The organism is Embleya sp. NPDC025285 (assembly GCF_055558835.1).
The window spans coordinates 33835-49957 of record NZ_JBVHLU010000046.1 but is presented as its reverse complement, the minus strand read 5'-3'; the positions used below and the strand labels follow the sequence as shown (position 1 = coordinate 49957).

The following is a 16123-nucleotide window of genomic DNA, read 5'->3' as shown; positions in this document are numbered from 1 at the left end:
GCCAACCCCCCCCAGCCCGTCCGGCGCTTGAGGACAAGGCGGGACCGGGCCGATTCCAGCCCGTCCGGCGCTCGAGGACAACAGCGTCAACAACCCACCAACGCCGACAACGTCGCAGAGCCACCCGGATCCCCAGCGGTAGCCGAAGGCACAAGGACGACCTCGTCCACCCCCGCCGCCCGATACGCCGCGATCCGCGAGCGCGCGTGCGCCACCGACCCCACCAACCCCACCACCGACACCGCCGCCTCCGGAATCGCCGCCAGCAATTCCCGCGGATGCGGCCCCGTCCGCGCGTACGCGACCAACTCCCCGAAGCCCGCACGCGCGAACATCTCGCCATACCCGGGTGCGGCCAGATACCCCACCAGCCCGCGCCGCAGTTGCTCCGCCCCCTCGACCGCGCCCGCCCCCACCGCCGCGCACACCCACGCGGCGACCCGAGGCCGAGGCCGCCCGGCCTCCTTCGCGGCTCGCGACAGGGAGACGATCAGCTCCACCGCGGTCTCCGGCGCGACCAGGTTCAACACCAGCCGATCCGCGTACCGCGCCGCCGTCCGGATCGCCGCCGGCCCGAACGCGGCCACGGTCAGCCCCGACCCGCCCGGTGCCGGCAACCGCAGCCGGTAGCCCTCGGAACGGACCACCTCCCCGTGCCCATCCGACCGAGCCCCGTCCAGCAACTCCCTCGTCTGCCGCGCCGATTCGGCCAGCGCGACGCCCGCACGGGCCCGCGAGCGCCCATGCCATCCCTCCACCACGACCGTCGAGGAGGTGCCCAGCGCCACCGTCACCCGCCGCCCGGTCAGTGCCCGAACCGAGGCCGCCCCCATCGCGATCGTCGCCGGATCACGCACGGTCACCGCCAACGGCCCCACGGTCAGCGGGATCCGCTCGGTGCCCCCGGCCACCGCGGTGGCCAGCGCGAACGCGTCATAGGTGGCCATCTCGCCGATCCACAGTTCGGCGTAGCCGAGTTCGTCCGCCAGCCGCGCCGTCGTCAGCGCCTCCTCCGCCGGCCGGTCCTGCCACAACCCGAGGGAGACCGACAGCCTCGACCCGCGGGATCGCACGTCCTCGCTCACGGCATCCTCTCCAATACCACTGCCGTCCCCAGTCCCGCCGCCCCACTCACCGCGGCCACGCCGAACCGACCTCCCGAGCGCGCGAGTTCGTTCGCACACGCACCGGTCAGGATCGCCCCGGTGGCACCGAACGCGTGTCCCATCGCGATCGTGCCGCCATTCACGTTGAACCGGTCGTCACCGAAACCCAGTTCGCGCCGGATCTTCAGACACAGCGCGGCGAACGCCTCGGCGAACTCGACCACGTCCACATCCCCCGGTCCGATCCCGGCCCGGGCCAGCGCCTTGCCGACGGCCCGCTGACCGGCCGTCAACATCCGGACCGGATCCACACCCGCCGAGGCCGAGGACACCACCCGCGCCACCGGTGGCAATCCCAGCCGCTCGGCCCAGCCGAGCGTGCCCAGCAGCAGTACGCACGCCCCGTCGGCCACCGACGGCGAGGTTCCCCGAGTGTGCAGGTGTCGGACCTCGCGCAGATGCGGCAGGTGCCGAAGCGCGAGCGCGTCCTGACCACTCGCGCCCAACTCGGCGAACGCCGGTTCCAGTTCCGCGAGTTCCTCGACACGCGTGCCGGGACGCACGTGTTCGTCGTGCGCCAACCCGCCCGGCAGCGCCGCCACCGCGTCGGCGAACCGGCCCTGGGCCCAGGCCCGCGCGGCGCGTTCCTGGGTGTGCGCCCCGTACGCGTCCAACTCGGCCCGGTCGTACCCCTCCTCGGTCGCCACCACGTCCGCCGCGATGCCCATGTGCACACCGCCCACCCGCTCGATCACCGCCGCGTCGGTCCACAGCGGCCCCCGATCCGCGAACATCGGTACCCGGGATGAGGATTCGACCCCGCCCGCGATCACCAGGTCGGCCTGTCCGGCCCGGACCAGCGCCGCGGCCGAGGCGACCGCGTCGATCCCGGACGCGCAGAACCGGTTGATCATCTGGCCCGGAACGTTGTCCGGCCAGCCCAGCGTGAGCACGGCCGTACGCGCCGGGTTGGCGCCCTGCTCGTCCACCTGCCCCGCGCAGCCCAGCACCACGTCGTCCACCCGCGCCGGATCCACTCCGGTACGCGCCACCAGCGCCGCCGGCACGTGCTCGACCAGAGCCCGCGCGGGCAGCCCGGCCAGCCCGCCGCGCGGCGAGGCCTTCCCGCGCGGCGTGCGCACCGAGTCGAGGATGTACACATCGCCGCTCACGCGTCCGCCCCCCGGCCCACGACCGTGGTCACGATCGTCGTGAAGGAACCGCCCACGTTGACCGTCAACGCCGTACGCGCGTCCTCGACCTGGATCGGCCCGGCCCGACCGGTCACCTGCCGCGCCGCGTCGAGCACCATCCGCACACCGGTCGCGCCCACCGGATGCCCCAGGCCCAGCAGTCCACCGCCGGGATTGACCGGCAGTCGCCCGCCCGGCCCGAACACCCCGTCGGCAACCAGACGACCCGCCTCACCCGGACCGCACAAACCCAGGTGTTCGAGAGCCACCAGGCCGGTGATAGTGAAGCAGTCGTGCAGTTCGGCCACGTGCACCTCGGTGGCCCCGCGCAACCCGGCCCGCCGGTAGGCGTCCGCAACCGCGCCGGCCAAGTGCGGGAACATCACCGCCTCTTCGGCCCGACTCAGCTTGGCGGCCAGGGACAACGTGTCGGTGCGATGCCCGAAGCCGCGTACGCAGGCCAACTCCGCCGGGTCGAGTCCATGTTCGGCGACCCAGGCGGGAGAGGCCAGGACCAGTGCGGCGGCGCCGTCGGTGATCCGGCCGCAGTCGGTACGCCGCAGTCGCCCGGCGACCGGCGGATTGGCCGTGTCGTCGGCGGTGAAGGCCGCAGCCGGGAAGTCCCAGTCCCGGGCCTGCGCGAGCGGGTTGCGCGCGGCGTTCGCGAACGCGCCCGCCGCGAACGCGCCCAGGTGTGCGGGGTCCAGGCCGTATCGGGCGTCGTAGGCGTCGGCTATCTCGGCGAACAGCGCCGGCCACGGGAACCGCGCGTGCGACGCCTCGTGTCCGGCCCACGCGGCCGTGCCCAGATGGGCCGCACCCTCGTCCGCGGGCACATTGCGCATCAGTTCGACGCCGACCACGAGCGCGAGGTCGTAGTGCCCCGCCCCGAGATCGGCGCCGGCCGCGAGCACCGCGCAACTCCCGGACGCGCACGCCGCCTCGTGCCGCATGCTCGGCCGGCCCGCCAGCTCCCGTACAGCGGTCACCATCAGGCCGCCCAGGTGCGCCTGCCCGGCGAACAGTTCGCCCGCCAGGTTGCCCACGTGCACGACCTCGATCGCGTCCAAATCCACCTTCGCGTCCGCCGCCGCGGCCAGGGCGACCTCACGCATCGGGTCGACCAGGCCTAGGCCCTCCTTGGTCCAGTTGCGGGCGAAGTCGGTCTGCGCGCCGCCGAGGATGTAGAGGGGGGTCAAGGTCACGAGTCGGCTCCTTCCGGATGGTCCTCCACCGGAGCCACGGACCAGCCGGGCCCCGATACCGAACCGGCGCCCGCCGCCGACGCCGAACCGGCCCCGAAGTCCACCAAGCGGGTGCGCAGTTCGGCCTTGCGCACCTTGCCGACCGGGTTGCGCGGCAGTTCCTCGACCAGTTCGAGCCGCTCGGGCAGCTTGTACACCGCGATGTGACGTTCCCTCAGGAACGCGCCCAGTTCGGTCAGGGACGGTGCGCGCTCACCCGGCGCGACCACCACGACCGCGCAGGCCCGTTCGCCCATCACCGGGTCGGGCACCGCGACGATCGCGACCTCGGCGACCGCCGGATGCGCGCCCAGATGGTTCTCCACCTCGGCCGCGGAGATGTTCATCCCACCGCGCACCACGATGTCCTTGGCCCGGTCGACGTAGCGCAGCCGGCACGGATCCCCCGACGCGTCGGCCGCGTACGCGAACATGTCCCCGGTCCGAAACCAGCCGTCGTCGTCGAACGCTTCCCGCCGCGCCCGCGGATCGCGCGTGACATACCCGGCGAACACCCCCGGTCCCTGGAGCCGCAACTCCCCCGGTACACCCACCTCGGTGATCTCGACCTCGGTGGCCGGATCCACCAACCGGCTGCGCAGGCCGTGCGAGGCACGGTTGGACCAGGTGTGGTCGGGCGAGCCGAAACGCGGGAAGTAGTGCGCGCGGTCGCGGTGGTCGGGCACGCTGCTCGGATCCGCCGCCAGGCTCGCGCCCTCGTTGGAGCCGAAGTAGTTGATCACCTCGATGCCGAACCGCTCGGCCCAGCCGACCGTCATCTCCTCGGTCAGCGGCGCCGATCCCGAACCCACCACGCGCAGCGACGCGAGAACCCCGTCCGGCAGGGCGTCCTGGCGCAACAGCATCGCCAACAGCGCGGGCGGCACCACCGTGTAGGTGACCCGCTCGGCGGCCAGTTGGCCGAGGAACACGCCCGCGTCGAACGGGTGGTGCTGCACCAGGACGGCACCGGTGATCAACCACGGCAGGAACATCCCGGCGATGCCCGCCATGTTGACCATCGGGAACGGATTGAGCAGCACGTCCGCGCCGGTCAGCGAGGCGGCGTCGACACTGCCCAGCGCCATCGGCGTCCAGTCGTCGGCGCAGCGCGGAACCCCCTTGGGCATGGCCTCGGTTCCCGACGTCCAGCAGATCGTCACACAGTCGCCGGAGTCGCTCTCCAGACCCGCCAGGTAGCGGCCGAGCGGCAGTGTCGAGACCCTGGCGCACGCGGCGTCGAGCGCGGTGACGCCCTCGGGGACGTCGTCGCCGAAGGCCAGTACCGCACGCGTGCCGGAGAGCGGCAGTCCCGCGATCACCCGCGCCGCGGGCCACGAGGCCGCCCGGGTGGCGGTGACGAACACCCGGACGTCGGCCAACCCTGCCAACTCCGTCAGTTCGTACTCGCGGTACTGCACCGGGAACGGCGTCGCGATCGCGCCGAGCCGGGTGATCGCCAGGTAGACGGCGGCGAGTTCGACCGAGTTGGGCAGGAGCACGCCCACCACGGTGTCGCGCACCACCCCGTGATCGAGCAGTACCGCGGCCAACGTATCCACGTAGAAGTCGAGTTCGGACCAGGTCAGCCGCTTGGGCGGACCGTCCATCGACGCGATGCGGTTGGGCGGGTCGACGATCGCGGTGCGGTCCGGGTGTTCGGCCACCCGATCGCGGAACATCCGGTCCCAGGTCGGGCCGCCCCACCACGGCGCGTAGCGCGCGGCCCGCTCGGCGGTGTGCAGTCTCATCCTCGGCCTCCGAGCTGATCGGCGCGCACCCATGTGGCGTGGAAGCCGACCGGCACCCGCACCGGAAGCAGGATCCGGCACACCGGCCCGGCCGCCAGGTCGGCGGCGTGCAGAACCACCACCTCCGAGCGGTTCTCGCGTTCGTCGGTCACGAACGACACCAGGTAGCCGTCGTCCTCGCCGGTGCCCCCGTCGCGCGGGGCGAACGGCGCCTCGGACCCCCAACGCCCGGCACCGAAGCGATGGTCCTGGCGTTCGCCGGTGTGCAGGTCGTAGCGCACGATGCCGTCGAAGAGCAGGGTGTCCTCGCGCGCGATGTGCACGTTGTAGGCGAAACGGTTGCGCCGGCCCACCATGCGCGAGTCGATGGAGGGGAACTCGGTGTTGTCCTCGTCGCGCGGCCCCTCGACGGTGCGTCCGGTGGTCAAGTCGAAGCGGTAGCGCCACAGTTGGGCATCCAGGCGCAGGTAGGCGAGCATCCGGGCGAGCGGGTGGGAGATCCTCGGCTGGTGCTGCGGGTCCTTGACCCGGCACACGTCCAGCACGATCTCGCCGTCCTCCTCCCAGGAATTGACGACGTGGTAGATGTACCCGGGCGCGGCCTCGAACCAGCGCACCCGCGAACCGTCGCCGTATCGGGGCAGGACCGCGAACCGGGACGGCAACGATCGCTCGAAGTGCAGCTTGTACCGGCCCTGTCGACGCGCCTCCTGGTCCTGGATCAGCGGCAGGTCCATCAGGATCGCGTGGTTCTCGGTGATCGCCATGTCGTGCGGCAGGCGCGGGCCGGGCAGGTCGACGTGCGTGGTGTGCGCGACCCTTCCGTCCGCGCCCACCACGCCGTAGCGCAGGTAGGGCGGTTCGGGTCCGTAGTCGAACCAGAACAGTTCACCGGTGGCCTCGTCCACCTTGGGGTGCGCCATGAAGTCGCCGGTGAGGGTGCCCAGGAAGGTCTCGGGACCCAGCGTCGCCAGCGACAGCGGGTCCAGTGCGCGCGGCGTACCGCACAGATACCAACTCGCCAGCAGCCTGCCGGCGAAGAACGTGACGTCGGTGTTCGCGGAGTCCTTCAGGCCCAGGCCGTGTCCGTTGCCGAACGGATTGCCCTTGGGATCCTCCATCACGCCCGTCCACAACCCGCGTCCGGCCCGGCTCTCCGCCTCGAACGCCTCGGTGCGCACCCAGCGGTTCGCGTACCGCGCCCGGCCGTTCTCGAAGTGCACCGCGTGCACCATGCCGTCGCCGTCGAACCAGTGGTGCCGGCCGGTCGCCGGGAACCGGCGGTTCGGGCCGTTGCGCACGTACACCCCGTTGAGATCGGCCGGAATGGAGCCGATTACTTCCAGATCGTCTGCGGAGATCTCATCCACGACCGGCGCGTACACGCCGAGCAGATAGGGATTCTCCTCTCCGTCTTCGACCGGCTTGAGCACTACGTGGGCTTCGTCGTTCATGGCCACTCCGAGGTCGATGGAGACTCGCCGGCAGGGAACCAGGTATGCCGGGAGGCTAACCCGAGGCGTCGAATACTTCTAGAGTGGAAGTAACCGGATCAGGCACTTCCCACTCGTATGGAGGGCTCGCCACGACCGGGGGAACGACCGAAGGAATACTTCGCCCATGGAGACTGCCCCCGCCCCGACCCCCGCCCACACCTCACTGGGGCACGGCCTGCTGGTGATGGGCGACCTGTGGAACCTGCTGATCGTGCGGGCCGCACTGGCCGGTCCGGTGCGATACGGCGACCTCAAGTCGGCGCTGGCCATCTCCGACCCGGTCCTCACCCGGCGACTGCGCGACCTGCTGGCCGACGGCGTACTGGCCGCGACCGGACCGCGCCAGGAGTACCGGCTGACCGACGCGGGCCGGGACCTGTGGCCGGCGTTCGTGGCGATCAACGCGTGGGACCGGCGCTGGGCACCCACCTCACCGCTTCGGATCCGGGCCCGCCCCCGACACCTGACCTGCGGACACGGCTTCGATCCGATCTTCGGCTGCGGCGCGTGCGGGGCGATCGGCGTGAGCGCGCGCGACACCGCCGCGGTCCGCGACCCCGCCGTCCCGGCCGAGGCCGCCAACCCCAGGCGGCGCTACCACCGCTCGGCCGCGGCGACCGGCGAGCACTCCCCGATCGCCGCGGCCGCCGTCCTGGCCGATCGCACCTCCACCGCGATCCTGGCCGCCGCGTTCCTGGGCGTGCACCGCTTCGGCGACTTCCAACGCCTCATGCACGACACCGCCCCGCACACCCTGACCACCCGATTGGGCCTACTCACCGACGAGGGCATCCTGACCCGGGTACCGCTCCAGGAGGGCGCACGCCGCACCGGCTACCGGCTGACCCCCAAGGGCCACGACTTCTTCCCCACCTTCGCCTTCCTGATCGCCTGGTCCGAACAACGCTTCAGCGCCGACGGCCTGGCCGGCGTCCGGATCACCCACGTCACCTGCGGCGACCCGCTCCGCCCCCGCTGGACCTGCAACGCGTGCAACGCCGAACTTTCCGCCGAATCGGTCGACCCGGGCACCTCCTGACCTCTCGACCCCGCTCCGCCACGCATGCGCCGCACAGTCGACGCGCCTGGCGGGTGGTGGGCTGAGGGAGTCCCCTTGATTGCCCGGATTTCGGTTGCCCGAGCGGAATGGGGACCGTCATGGTTTACCGGTGCCGCCGGTAAACGACGCGGTACGGAAAAGGGGCATCCTCATGACCAATCGGATCGGGTCGTTCGGCGCACGCACGCCATTCGCGGTGATCGCGGCCGTGTCGGCCACGTTCCTGCTGGTGGGAGCCTGCGACGGGAACGACAAGAAGACGGCGCACGTCGGCACCTCGAGCACGGGAACGCCCTCCGCGTCCTCGATGTTCACGCCGCGCACGGCACCGGCCACGTACCCCGTCTCGACCCGCGGCACGACGGGCCAGTCGCCGTCCGCCACGAGCCGGAGCACGCGGACCGCCGAGACCTCGGCGACGCCGGAGAGCACGAAGACCGCGTACGACAAGGGCGAGTGCCTCAGCGGCAGCATCACCACGGGCGGCAGCCAGGAGGAGCTGACCTCGGTCCGCTGCTCCGACCCCAAGGCCAACTTCAAGGTCCTGCGCGTGTTCCCGTACACGATGTCCGGTCGCCCGTGCGACAACGTGAGCGGCGCGGACTACACGTACTCCAGCTACTGGACCCGCAACGGAGTCCCGACCTACGGCAGCACGTACTGCCTCTCCGAGATCGGCTGAACCCCGGTGGACCCGGCTCGATGTGCGCATCGGGCCGGGAACGGCCGCCGCCCGGCCGCGATACGTCGACCAAAGTCGATGCCCGCGTCGACCCACGACCACTGCCGGACCCGCCGAACCGCTGCCTACGCTGAGATGTGATCAAGACCCGAGCCCGTCGCACCGACCCGGCACAGGAGCCGACCACCCCCGCGCCGGCCGTGACCCGCCGCGCCCGGACCCACCGCGAATGGGCCGCCGATCTCGGTTACGCCCTGAGCGCGTTCGTGCTCGGCTCGATGATCCTCGTCACCGCGCTCCAGGAGGACGACAAGCCGCCGAACGTATGGGTCGAGGCCGTCCTCGGCGGCATCATGTTCGCGGGCATGCTGCTGTTCCGCCGGGCCCGGCCCACCCGACTCGCCGTGGTGTGGGTGACCGTCGGCTTCTTCTCGGCCGCCGTCACCGGCTCGGCCCCGGTCGTCCTGCTCAACCTGGCGATCCACCGACCCTGGCGGACCAGCGTCTCGGTCGCCGCGTTCCAGGTCGCGCTGATCGCGGGCACGTTCTGGGTCGGCGCCGACTCCGCACGCAGCTACTGGACCTCGCTCCTGGCCATGTTCCTGCTGATCACCACCTCCGTGGTCACCGGCATGCTCATCCGATCCCAGCGGCAGCTGACCGCGAGCTGGCGCGAGCGCGCCCGGCAGGCCGAGGAGGGCCAGCGGCTGCGCGTGGAGGAGGCCCGCCACCTCGAACGCGAGCGACTCGCCCGGGAGATGCACGACGTGCTCGCGCACCGGATCTCGTTGCTGGCGATCCACGCCGGCGCCCTGGAATACCGGGCCGGCGCGTCACCGCAGGAGGCCCGCGCCGCCGAGGTCATCCGCCAGTGCGCGTTCGAGGCCCTGGAAGACCTGCGCGAGGTCATCGGCGTACTGCGCGCCCATCCCGACGAGACCGACGGCGACGGCGACGAACCCGAGCGCCCGCAACCGGTGCTCGGCGACCTGCCGGCGCTGATCGAGGAGTCCCGGCAGGCGGGCGCGACCGTGCACCTCGACCTGGCCGAACTGCCGTCGGTGTCGGGGCGCACCGGGCGGCACGCCTACCGGATCGTCCAGGAGGGCCTGACCAACGCCCGCAAGCACGCCCCCGGCGCACACGTACGCGTGCTGGTCGCGCCCGCTCCCGAGGACGGCCTCGCGATCGAGGTGGTCAACCGGCTGCCGCGCGGTCGCGCCGGCAGCGGCATCCCCGGCGCGGGGGCCGGGCTGATCGGGCTGCGCGAACGGGTGGCGCTGATCGGCGGCCGACTCGAGCACGGTCGCACCGGTGACGGTGACTTCCGGCTCCGGGTCTGGCTACCGTTGGCCAAGTGACTACTGCCGACGGCTGCGTACGGGTCCTGGTCGTCGACGACGACGCTCTCGTCCGCGCCGGACTCTCGATGATGCTCTCCGGACTGCCCGACGTGCGCGTGGTGGCGGAGGTGTCCGACGGTGCCGACGTCCTGGTCGCGGTCGACGAGCACCGCCCGGACGTGGTGCTGATGGACATCCGGATGCCCCGGGTGGACGGACTGGCCGCCACCGCGACGTTGCGGGCCAGGCCCGAGGCCCCGGAGGTGATCGTGATGACCACCTTCGACACCGACGACCACATCCTCAAGGCGATGCGCGCGGGCGCGAGCGGCTTCCTGCTCAAACACACCCCGCCGCCGGACATCATCGACGCCATCCGCCGGGTCGCGGGCGGCGAACCGATGCTCTCCCCCGACGTGATGCGCCGGATGATGTCCTACGTCGCGGCAGCCGGTGTCGATCCGCGCCGAACCCGGGCCCGGGCCGCCCTCGACCGACTCAGCGAGGGTGAACGCGCGGTGGCCGCACTCGTCGGCAAGGGCCGCACCAACGCCGAGATCGGCAGGGAACTGTCCATCAGCATCGCGACCGTCAAGGCGTACGTCTCCCGGTTGCTGACCAAACTCGACCTCAACAACCGAGTGCAGATCGCCCTGCTGGTCCACGACGCGTGCGATTCCTGAGCCACCCGCGACTGTCGATCGTCGGTCCCCAGTCCTTGGTCGCGGCGGATATAGACCAAGGCCGCGGATCCTGGCCCCTCGGCCGCTGCGCACGAGCACCCGGCGCGGCCACGCTGGAGCCATGATCACAGTCGAGCACCTGACCAAGCGCTACGGGGAGCACGTCGCCGTCGACGACGTCTCGTTCCGCTGCGAGCCAGGCACCGTCACCGGGTTCCTCGGGCCCAACGGCGCGGGCAAGTCCACCACGATGCGGATGATCTGCGGCCTCACCCCACCCACCCGCGGCAGCTCCGCGATCCAGGGCGTGCCCTACCGGCAACTGGGCAACCCCGGGCGCCACGTCGGCGTGCTGCTCGACGCGGCCGCCCAGCACGCGGGCCGCAGTGGGCGCGAGACGTTGGCGCTGTGTGCCCGCGTGCTCGACGTGGACCGGGCCCGGGTCGAGGAACTCCTGACCCTGGTCGGCCTGTCCGGCCCGGCGGCCAAGCGTCGCGTCGGCGGCTACTCGTTCGGGATGCGCCAACGGCTGGGCGTCGCGCAGGCGCTGCTCGGCGATCCCGCCGTGCTGATCCTGGACGAGCCCACCAGCGGCCTCGACCCCGAAGGGGTCTACCAAATGCGCACGCTCCTGCGCGACTTCGCCGACCGGGGCGGCACCGTGCTGTTGTCGTCGCACCAACTGCGCGAGATCGAGGCGGTGGCCGACCGGATCGTGATGATCGCCAAGGGCCGCGTCGTGGCCGACGGCGCGAAGGGTGACCTGCTCACCACATCCGGCGGCACTCGCGTCGTCGGCCTCGACCCGGTCGCCCTGCGTACCGCCCTGGTCGCGGCAGCGCTGCCGCATCGCCCGGCCGACCCGGCCGGCGCCTACCTGGTGGATGCCCCGGCCGAGGCGGTCGGACGAGCCGCCGCGCACGCGGGGGTGGTCCTGGTGGACCTGCGGCCCGCCGAACACGAAGGACTCGAAGAGATGTTCCTGAGCCTGATCAACTCCGTGCCCCAGGAGATCGGGTCATGACGGTCGCCGCCCCCACGCTCGGCCGACTGACCGAGGTCGAACTGCGCAAGATGACCGACACTCGCGCGGGCAGATGGCTGCTGGGCGTGGTCGGGCTCGCCGCCGTGGCCCTGGTGATCGTGAACCTGACCGCCGCACCGCGCGAGGACCGCACCGTGCAGGACTTCCTCAGCTCCTCCCAAGCGGGCGTCGCCGTGCTCTTCCCGGTGATCGGCATCCTCGCGGTGACCGGCGAATGGTCCCAGCGCACCGCGCTGACCACCTTCGCCCTCGTACCGGACCGCCGCCGGGTGGTGACCGCGAAGGTCGCGGCGGGAGGAGTGTTGTGCGTGATCGGGCTCGTGGTGGGCCTGGTGTGCGCGACGCTCGGGCACCTGGTCGCCACGATCACCGATCGCAGCGCGGGCACCTGGTCCATACCGCCCTCGGTGATCGCGTCGACATTGCTCGCCGCGGTCCTCGCCATCACCATCGGCCTGGCATTCGGCACGGTGTTGTTGAACGCGCCGCTCGCCATCGTGGCCTATTTCATGATCCCGAGCCTGTTGGGCATCCTCTCCGGCCTCGTCTCCGCCATGGAATCCACCAACCGCTGGATCAACCCGGGTTCGGTCCTGGAACCGCTCTACACCACCGGCATCACCGGTACCGAGTGGGCCAGACTCGGCACCGCGATGGCCATCTGGTTGGTACTTCCGCTGTTGATCGGCACGATTCGGGTCATCCGCACGGAGGTGCACTGACCCCCCGCACCACCTGCTCCGGGTCGGCGTGCCCGGACCGTGTCCCGCTACCCGCCGGGCATGCCGACCCGATGCGATTGCGCGGTGTTGTCGGTGTGTTGCCTCCAAGGCCCGTTATCAGTGATCCACTGCTCCGGCATTCCCGGGCCGCTATCCGGAGCCGGGGAACAGCGTGACGAAGGCGTCCGACGCCGCCGTCATCCCCCGCCCGAAAGGGGCGTCCAGATCCCAGATCAGGAACAACAGAAAGGCGATCAACGCGCTGAACAACCCGGCCACGATCAACTCCGGCGCCGATCTGCGGATCTGCAGCGTGAAGATCATGCCCACTGTGACCATGGCCCCGATGATCAGGCCGAACCACACCAGTCCCGGCATCGACGAGCCGGCCTGTCCGCCTCGTGCCTGCCGCGCGTCGTCCGCGATCGCGACTTGGTCCAGGATCGGTTGGTACATCTGCATTTCCTGGTCGCCCTGCGGCACGTAGTCGGTGGCGCCGTGCCGGATCGTTTCGAACAACTTCGAGCCCCGGTCGGACAGTTCGCCATGGTCGGCCATATAGGACCATTCCTTCCGGACCACGTACTTCACGTAGGCGTCGACGTCCGCCCGCAGGCGATCGCGCACCGGCTCCGGATAAACCCGAACCCGCTCACTGACCTCGTGCAACGCCTGTGCCTCGCGCCGGACCTCGTCCTCGGCCGCGCCCCGCCCCTCCCACACGCCGGCGATCGCGAGACCGAGCACGATCGCGTAGACGACGCCGATCATCATCGTCATGTATTCGAGCACGTCCGGGGTGGCCGACGGGTCGTCGTCGTCCGGCAACCGGCGCTGCTTGAGCACGACGACCGCCAGGACGACCGTGCACACCGCGACCATCGCGAGTGCCAGTACAACCCAATGCGTCATGGGTGACCTCCGGATCGAAGAGTCCGATGGAGTCGGGTGGAGTGGAGCGAGGGACACGGGTGGAAGGCCCCCGAGGAGGCCGGCCGCCGCCCGGCGGGAAGCCGGAACAGCGGTCCACACGACGGGTTCGGAACGTCCGTCGCAGCAGGCGGAATCGGGTACGGCCGGCGCGGCCCGGTCGTCCCGGGCGAAACGAGTCGGCTCAGCCGGATCCACCGCTCGACCCACGCACGCCCGCTCGCCCTCGGGGCTTGAGCGCGGCGCCGGCCAGGATCGCCGGCGCGGTGATCAGCAGCGTCGTCGTGACGATCGACGTCCCACGCGCCGGCGGCGGCGCCGCAGGAGGCCGAAGCACCGGCCGCCGGACCGCGATCGGTTGCAGCGGCGGCGGTGTCATCACCGGAGGAGTGGTGGGCGGCGGAGTGGGCGGTGGGCTGGGGGGCTTCGAGACCGGTGGGGTCGGCCGCGGCGGAGTCGGTTTGGGCACGACGATCGCCACCGGCGTGGGTCGCACCTCGGGCGGCGGAGTGGTCCGCACCGGCGTGGGCTTCGGTGGCGGCGTGGGCTTGGGCTTCGTGGGTGTCGGCGACGGTTTGGGCGTCGGCCGACACGAGCCGTCCCGCACCAACCGGAAGTCGACGGTGAGCCCGATCCCATGGGTCGGCGGCCCGGTCGCCGCGGTCACATCGACTTTGACCACCGCTCCGGGCGAACGGCCGATCGAGACACACACATCCACGTTCGTGCCCGGCGCATGACCACTCCCGGTACCCGACCCCGCCCACGCCACACCTGCCGGAGCAGCCAACAAGGCCCCCGCCCCGACCACGCACCCCCACCGGCGCGCCCGACCCCATGCGCTCATGGGATCGATCTTCCGGCACAACCGTCAGCTTTAGTCCGAATAACCTTCAGATTCACTCGTAAGGGTCATAGGGCTGGAAAATGTGGCCACCCACGGCTGATTTGCCCAACAATCGGTCGGCAAGCTCGAAGACTGCTCTCGCGCGGCAGCCCCGCACGCCGCGCGAGGCACTTGCCCCGCGTCGCCCTGCCCCGCCCATCGATTCAGTGCGTGCGTGTCCCCGCCAACCACGTCCCCAGCACCGCGATCCGCCGCAGCCTCATCGGGTCGACCACGCGCGGATCCGCGCTCAGCCACACCAGATCGGCCGCACCGCCCACCTCCAACACCCGCCGGTCGTCCGCGAATGCCTGATGGGCGACCCCACCCGTGTACGCGTCCAACGCCTGATCCACCGTCAACCGCTCGCGCGGCGTCCAGCCCCGACTCGGCGTGCCCTCGAACGTCCTTCGGGTGACCGCGACTTGTATGCCCTCCAACGGCTGATGCGAACTCACCGGCCAATCGCTGCCGAACGACACCGGCGCGCCCGAGTCGACCAGACCGCGCATCGGGTACTGCCGGTCAGCCCGCTCCGGGCCCACCCGGGGAATCGACAACTCGGTCTGGAGCGGGTCGAGTTGGGCCCACAGCGGCTCGAAGTTGGCGATCACCCCGAGCCGTGCGAAACGATCCAGGTCGGCCGGGTCGACGATTTGCACGTGCGCGATCACCGGCCGCCGATCCCATGTCGGGTTGGCCGACGCGGCGGCCTCGATCGCGTCCAGCGCGGTCCGTACCCCCGCGTCGCCGATCGCGTGGATGTGCACCTGGAACCCGTCCGCGTCGAACGCGGTGACCGCCTCGGCCAGCGCGGCCGGCGGCCATACCGGCATCCCACAGCTGTGCGGCGCGTCGCAATAGGGTTCGAGCATCGCGGCCGTACCGCCCTCGATCACGCCGTCCGCGAAGAACTTCACCGTCCGCGCGGACAACAACGGCCCGCCCTCGGCCGCCACCGACGCCCGCGCGGCGACGAACTCGGCACGCTGCTCCCGCCACCGGTCCGGGTCGGCGCGGAAGGCCAGATTGGCCCGGAAGGCCAACGCCCCGCGCCGCGCCGCCTCGACGTACGCCGGCACCATCTCCGGCTCCACCCAGGCATCCTGAACCCAGGTCAGCCCCGCGCTCGCGTACGCCGCACCGGCCACCCGCAACGCGTCGACCAGTTCGTCCAGCGGTCGTCCCGGCACCCGGTCCAGCACCAGATCGCACGCGTGCCATTCGCGCAGCGTGCCCAGCGCCGAACCGTCCGGGCGGCGGACGATCCAGCCGAGCCGAGGGTCGGGGGTGGCGGCGGTGACCCCGGCCCGGCGCAGCGCCTCGGTGTTGCACCACACGGTGTGATAGTCGTACGCCCGCAACACCACGGGTCGGTCGGCCACCGCCGCGTCCAGCCAGCGGGCGTCGAACTCGCCGTCCGGGACCAGGGTCGGGTCGTAGCTCGCACCGACGATCCATTCCTCGTCCGGATGTTCGGCCGCCCAGCGCCCGACCTCGGCGGCGATGGCCTCGACGCTGCTCAGACCCTTGACCTGCGGCCCGAAGTGTTCGAGACCGCCGAACAGGGGGTGGGCGTGTCCGTCACCGAAGGCCGGCAGCAGCAGGCCCGCACCCAGTTCGACGACCTCGTCCGCGTCGAGCGCGAGCGCGGCCGCCCCGAGCGCGACGACCCGGCCGTCGCGTACGGCGAGCGCGTCGGTGTCGCCCGCGCCGGTGCGCACGGCGCCCCGGAACAGGGTGGTGGTCATGGTGCTCACTCCATAGATCAAGGTGATTCGGTTCCGCTCGGGTGTCTCGGCCGATACGGATCCCACCACTGCACGGATCGGATCCGCTCGACCGTCTCTGTCGAGGGGTCGAGGGACCAAGTATCGAAGGTCGAAGGGTCGGAGAACGGGGCCGTCGGCAAGGCGATCGGTGCCGAGGCGGCGTTCACGGTCGACCCGGACGCGCTCGTGCGCGAGCTCGGTCGCCCCGGA

General features: G+C 71.4%; 14 protein-coding genes. 7 read left to right on the top strand and 7 right to left on the bottom strand.

All coding sequences use genetic code 11. The features are described 5' to 3' along the window. Positions 1-86 precede the first annotated feature (86 nt). The 5 genes from ACZ4FV_RS27980 to ACZ4FV_RS27960 are packed head-to-tail and all read right to left on the bottom strand — an operon-like array spanning position 87 to position 6748. Entirely contained in the window at positions 87-1085 is a 999-nt protein-coding gene (locus tag ACZ4FV_RS27980) for an LLM class F420-dependent oxidoreductase (protein ID WP_402238625.1), read from the bottom strand. Then, entirely contained in the window at positions 1082-2278 is a 1197-nt protein-coding gene (locus tag ACZ4FV_RS27975) for an acetyl-CoA C-acyltransferase (protein ID WP_395859547.1), read from the bottom strand. Before ACZ4FV_RS27975 ends, ACZ4FV_RS27980 begins: the two co-directional genes overlap by 4 nt. Beyond that, positions 2275-3504: an acetyl-CoA acetyltransferase gene (locus ACZ4FV_RS27970; protein ID WP_465323553.1), complete on the bottom strand. Its 1230-nt coding sequence runs from the start codon at positions 3502-3504 to the stop codon at positions 2275-2277. Before ACZ4FV_RS27970 ends, ACZ4FV_RS27975 begins: the two co-directional genes overlap by 4 nt. After that, positions 3501-5294, bottom strand: a complete 1794-nt coding sequence (locus tag ACZ4FV_RS27965) for a class I adenylate-forming enzyme family protein (RefSeq protein WP_465323552.1) — start codon at positions 5292-5294, stop codon at positions 3501-3503. Before ACZ4FV_RS27965 ends, ACZ4FV_RS27970 begins: the two co-directional genes overlap by 4 nt. Next, on the bottom strand, positions 5291-6748 hold the full coding sequence (locus ACZ4FV_RS27960; protein ID WP_465323551.1) for a carotenoid oxygenase family protein: 1458 nt from the start codon (positions 6746-6748) through the stop codon (positions 5291-5293). The genes ACZ4FV_RS27965 and ACZ4FV_RS27960 overlap by 4 nt, the downstream gene beginning before the upstream one ends. Before the next feature lie 166 nt (positions 6749-6914). On the opposite strand from ACZ4FV_RS27960, the gene ACZ4FV_RS27955 reads away from it, so the two are divergent. The 6 genes from ACZ4FV_RS27955 to ACZ4FV_RS27930 all read left to right on the top strand — a co-directional run bounded on the left by ACZ4FV_RS27955 (position 6915) and on the right by ACZ4FV_RS27930 (position 12325). Next, a complete protein-coding gene (locus ACZ4FV_RS27955; RefSeq protein WP_395859550.1) occupies positions 6915-7829 on the top strand; it encodes a winged helix-turn-helix transcriptional regulator in 915 nt (304 codons plus the stop codon). 172 nt (positions 7830-8001) lie between these two features. Then, positions 8002-8532: an LppU/SCO3897 family protein gene (locus ACZ4FV_RS27950; protein WP_395859551.1), complete on the top strand. Its 531-nt coding sequence runs from the start codon at positions 8002-8004 to the stop codon at positions 8530-8532. A gap of 137 nt (positions 8533-8669) precedes the next feature. Continuing rightward, positions 8670-9893, top strand: a complete 1224-nt coding sequence (locus ACZ4FV_RS27945; RefSeq protein WP_395859553.1) for a sensor histidine kinase — start codon at positions 8670-8672, stop codon at positions 9891-9893. Further along, positions 9890-10558 carry a response regulator gene (locus ACZ4FV_RS27940; protein ID WP_395859554.1) on the top strand — a complete coding sequence of 223 codons (669 nt, stop codon included), beginning with the start codon at positions 9890-9892 and terminating at the stop codon, positions 10556-10558. Before ACZ4FV_RS27945 ends, ACZ4FV_RS27940 begins: the two co-directional genes overlap by 4 nt. Before the next feature lie 121 nt (positions 10559-10679). Then, complete coding sequence (locus ACZ4FV_RS27935; protein WP_465323550.1) at positions 10680-11582, top strand: ABC transporter ATP-binding protein; 903 nt, start codon at positions 10680-10682, stop codon at positions 11580-11582. Beyond that, a complete protein-coding gene (locus ACZ4FV_RS27930; protein ID WP_465323549.1) occupies positions 11579-12325 on the top strand; it encodes an ABC transporter permease in 747 nt (248 codons plus the stop codon). The genes ACZ4FV_RS27935 and ACZ4FV_RS27930 overlap by 4 nt, the downstream gene beginning before the upstream one ends. Positions 12326-12475: 150 nt before the next feature. On the opposite strand, the gene ACZ4FV_RS27925 is transcribed toward ACZ4FV_RS27930, so the two are convergent. Continuing rightward, positions 12476-13237, bottom strand: coding sequence for a bestrophin-like domain (locus ACZ4FV_RS27925; protein ID WP_395859557.1), 762 nt, complete (start codon positions 13235-13237; stop codon positions 12476-12478). 251 nt (positions 13238-13488) lie between these two features. Between ACZ4FV_RS27925 and ACZ4FV_RS27920 the strand changes: the two genes are divergently transcribed. Next, positions 13489-13995: a hypothetical protein gene (locus ACZ4FV_RS27920; protein ID WP_465323548.1), complete on the top strand. Its 507-nt coding sequence runs from the start codon at positions 13489-13491 to the stop codon at positions 13993-13995. A gap of 310 nt (positions 13996-14305) precedes the next feature. On the opposite strand, the gene ACZ4FV_RS27915 is transcribed toward ACZ4FV_RS27920, so the two are convergent. Next, positions 14306-15892, bottom strand: a complete 1587-nt coding sequence (locus tag ACZ4FV_RS27915) for an amidohydrolase (protein ID WP_395859560.1) — start codon at positions 15890-15892, stop codon at positions 14306-14308. Between the last annotated feature and the right edge of the window lie 231 nt (positions 15893-16123).